At 65.2% G+C, this 3,445-nt stretch carries 4 protein-coding genes; all 4 read right to left on the minus strand.

What is annotated here, in order from left to right; genetic code table 11:
- A partial coding sequence (locus tag EN991_RS28360; RefSeq protein WP_245461093.1) for an ABC transporter substrate-binding protein occupies positions 1–809 on the minus strand: 809 nt, incomplete at its 3' end.
- A 103-nt stretch (positions 810–912) separates the two neighbouring features.
- Positions 913–1,614 carry an ABC transporter ATP-binding protein gene (locus EN991_RS28365; RefSeq protein WP_127369991.1) on the minus strand — a complete coding sequence of 234 codons (702 nt, stop codon included), beginning with the start codon at positions 1,612–1,614 and terminating at the stop codon, positions 913–915.
- 2 nt (positions 1,615–1,616) lie between these two features.
- The gene (locus tag EN991_RS28370; protein WP_013532995.1) at positions 1,617–2,321 is read right to left on the minus strand and encodes an ATP-binding cassette domain-containing protein; all 705 of its coding nucleotides are present in this window, start codon (positions 2,319–2,321) and stop codon (positions 1,617–1,619) included.
- Entirely contained in the window at positions 2,318–3,304 is a 987-nt protein-coding gene (locus tag EN991_RS28375) for a branched-chain amino acid ABC transporter permease (protein WP_024502520.1), read from the minus strand. The genes EN991_RS28370 and EN991_RS28375 overlap by 4 nt, the downstream gene beginning before the upstream one ends.
- Positions 3,305–3,445 lie beyond the last annotated feature (141 nt).

Genomic DNA, 3,445 nt, shown 5'->3' on the forward strand with positions numbered 1-3,445 from the left:
ATCCAGTAAGGCTGCGGTGCGTAGGTGCCGGCCGCGACGCCGGGCGGCAGCGCGTCCTTGTTGAAGACCTCGTCGAGCGGTGCGATCAGCGGCTGCTTGATATCGAAGCTGCGATACTGCTTGAGCTGGGTGACGGCGTCGTTGCCGACCACCATCGACCAGACGACATCGGGCTTCAGCGACTTGATCTTCTGGAAGGCCGGGCCGAAATCCGTGGTGCCGAACGGATAGTAGTCGGCGCCGATGATCTTGCCGCCGGCCTTTTCGTAAGCCGCCGTGATCGCCTCGGTCATCTTCTGCGGCCAGGCATAGTCGGAGGCCATGACGTAGATGGTCTTGCCGAGGGTCTCGGCCACCCACGGCATCATCGGGTCGACCTGCTGCATCGGGATCGGGCCGGTGGCGACGAAGTAGCGGTTGCATTCGCCGCCCTCGAAATTGGTTGGGTAGAAGAACAGCTTCTTGGCCTTCGAGGTCACCGACAGCGTAGCACTTCGCTCCGGCGAAATGATCGTGCCCATGACCACGTCGACCTTGTCTTCGTTGATGAGCTTGCGCGCCTTGTCGATGGAACCCTTGGTCGTGGTCTGGTTGTCCTCGATGAACAACTCGACCTGGCGCCCGCCAATGCCATTGGCGGCGTTCAGTTCGGCGGCGGCGAGCTTGTAGCAATTGAGCAGCGTCTCGCCGAGGATCGCCTGCAGCCCGGTGATCGGGATCGACAGGCCGACCTTGACGGTGTCGGCGGCGCGCAGGACCGACGGCGCACCGACCATGGCGAAAGCGGCCGCGGCGCCGCCGGATTTCAAGACAGTTCTTCTGCTTATCATTGTTGTGTTCCCTTCCAGTCCCAGGCGCGCCCCATGCACGCCTTACAAGTCAACAAGCTCCCAGGCGCGCTTCAGGCGCGCCTTATAGGGCCAACAGATCCTTCAGCAGGGTCTCGTCGGCGAACGCCTCTGGCGCGCCTTCATGGACGATCCTGCCCTTCTCCATCACCAGGCAGCGGTCCGATGCCTTGAGAACGAGATCGAGATTCTGCTCGACCAGCACGATCGCGATGCTGCGTTCGCGCGCGATGCGCGGCACCAGCTCGGCGATCGACTGCACGATGTTCGGCTGTATGCCTTCCGAAGGCTCATCGAGCAGCAGCACCGACGGCAGGCCGCAGAGCGCGCGGCCGATCGCCAGCATCTGCTGCTGGCCGCCCGAAAGCGTGCCGGCGACCTGCGCTTCGCGCTCGCGCAGGATCGGAAAATAGCCGAAGATGTCGACCGGAATGCCGCCGTCGCCACGGTCCTCGGCAGCGCGGGTACCGACCTCCAGGTTTTGCCGCACCGTCAGCTGGTTGAAGATCCCGCGCCCCTGCGGCACATGCGCGATGCCTGCCCGCGCGCGGCGGAAAGCCGGCGCGTTCGTGAGGTCCTTGTCACCGAGAACCACGGCGCCACCGCTCGCCCGCAAGCCGCCGGCGATGACGCGCAGCAGCGTCGTCTTGCCGGCGCCGTTACGGCCGAGCAGGCCGACGACTTCGCCCGGCGCGACACTGAGGTCGATGCCGTTCAGCACCGGGAGCGGGCCGTAGCCGGCCGAGACCGCCATTGTCCGCAGCATGATCAGCGCCTCCCCAGATAGACATCGCGGACCATTTCGTCGGTCTCGATGTCATGGAAAGGACCGCTGCGCAGGCGGCGTCCCTGATGCAGCACCAGCGTCTCGCAGTTCAGCGCCCGTACGAAGCGGATATCGTGTTCGACGGCGACGATCGAGAACTCGCCCTTTAGGCGTAGCAGCATATCGGCCGTCGCCAGCGTCTCCTGCGGCGTCATGCCGGCGGTGGGTTCGTCGAGCAAAAGCAACCGCGGCTCGATTGCCAGCGCCATGCCGATCTCCAGCCATTGCTTCTGGCCATGCGCGAGTTCGCCGGCCGGTGTGGCAGCGCGATTGCTCAGCGCGACCAATTCCAGCAATTCGCCAACCGGGCGCACAGGCGAGGGCGCCCCCCAGCGGGCGACCTTCACATTGTCTTCCACCGAGAGGCTCGGGAAAACGGACGGGATCTGGAACTTGCGCGCGATGCCGAGCCGGGCGATGCGATGCAGCGGCAGGCCGGCTATGTCGTGGCCGAGGAAGCGCACGCTGCCGCTGGTCGGGCGCAGCGTACCGGTCAACACATTGAGGAAGGTGCTTTTGCCGGCGCCGTTCGGGCCGATGATGCAGCAGAGTTCCTTGTCGCGTACAGTGAGGTTCAGGGCCTCCAGCGCCTGCAGCCCGCCAAAGCGGATGCCGACATTTTCGGCCTGGAGCAGGATGTCGCTCATTGTGCGCGCCTCCCGCCTTTGAACAGGGCTTTCAGTCGCGCGTAGATCGACAGGATGCCGTCCGGCAGGACGAAGACGATGATGACGAAGACACAGCCGAGCAATAGCGGCCACAGGCTCGGGTTGAAACTGCTGATCGTCTGCTGCGCACGCTGGATGAAGATGGCGCCGAGCACCGGCCCCAGCAGCGTGCCGCGCCCGCCGACCGCCACCCAGACGATGACTTCCGTCGACAGAAGCAGTCCGGACAGATCCGGTGCCACCAACCCCGCCATGCAGACATAGAGCGCGCCGGCAAGGCCGGCGATCGCCGCCGACAGGACGAAGGTGACGAGCAGCCGCAACGGCGCATTGTGGCCGAGCGCTGCTGCCCGGACTTCATTGTCCTGTATGGCGGTCAGCACCGTACCCCAGCGGCCACGGCTGATCGACCACAGCGCCAGCACGGTCACCGCGACGATGGCCGAGACGAAGATGTAGCTGGGCAGGTCCTGGCTGAGATCGACGTGCAGCCCGCCGACATCGAAGGCAATCGGCGGAATGCCGATCAGCCCGCTGTCGCCGCCGGTGACCGAGCTCCAGGAGACCGCCGCCTGCTGGCAGATGACGCCCATGGCCAGCGTGACGATGGTGAAATAGCTGCCACGGATGCCGCCGAAAAACAGGAAGTAGCCGATGATGGCGGAGACCAAGGCCGCACCGGCCACCGCACCGATGATGCCAAGCAGGCTGGCGAAGGAGATCGCATCGTTGAGCGTGATCAGCGCCATGATGTAGCCGCCGATGCCGAAAAACGCAGCGTGGCCGAAACACAGGATTCCAGTGCGGCCCCAGAAGAAGTCGAGGCTCGCGGCGAACAGGCCGAAGATCAGCGCGTCGCGGATCACGGTCAGCTGATACCCGCCGACAAAGAACGGATAGATGATCGCGAGCGCCACGCAGGCGGCGAAGATCAGCAGCCAGTTGCGGTCGCGGGCGATCATCGCGACGCTCCGTTGAACAGGCCGTTGGGCCGAAGCCGGACAGCGACGATGGCCGCCAGCAGCACGACCGCCTGCGCCAGCGACGGCGAGATCTGATAATTGAGGATGCTGGTCAGCCCGCCGACGAAGACGCTGCCGGCG

Origin of the sequence: Mesorhizobium sp. M7A.F.Ca.US.005.03.2.1 (genome assembly GCF_003997795.1) — a bacterium.
Classification (GTDB): Bacteria; Pseudomonadota; Alphaproteobacteria; order Rhizobiales; family Rhizobiaceae; genus Mesorhizobium; species Mesorhizobium ciceri.

What these genes read in the sequence shown, in the direction of transcription:
- EN991_RS28370 (WP_013532995.1), bottom strand. Translation starts at nt 2,321, where the DNA reads ATGAGCGACATCCTGCTCCAGGCCGAAAATGTCGGCATCCGCTTTGGC.
- EN991_RS28375 (WP_024502520.1), bottom strand. Translation starts at nt 3,304, where the DNA reads ATGATCGCCCGCGACCGCAACTGGCTGCTGATCTTCGCCGCCTGCGTG.
- EN991_RS28365 (WP_127369991.1), bottom strand. Translation starts at nt 1,614, where the DNA reads ATGCTGCGGACAATGGCGGTCTCGGCCGGCTACGGCCCGCTCCCGGTG.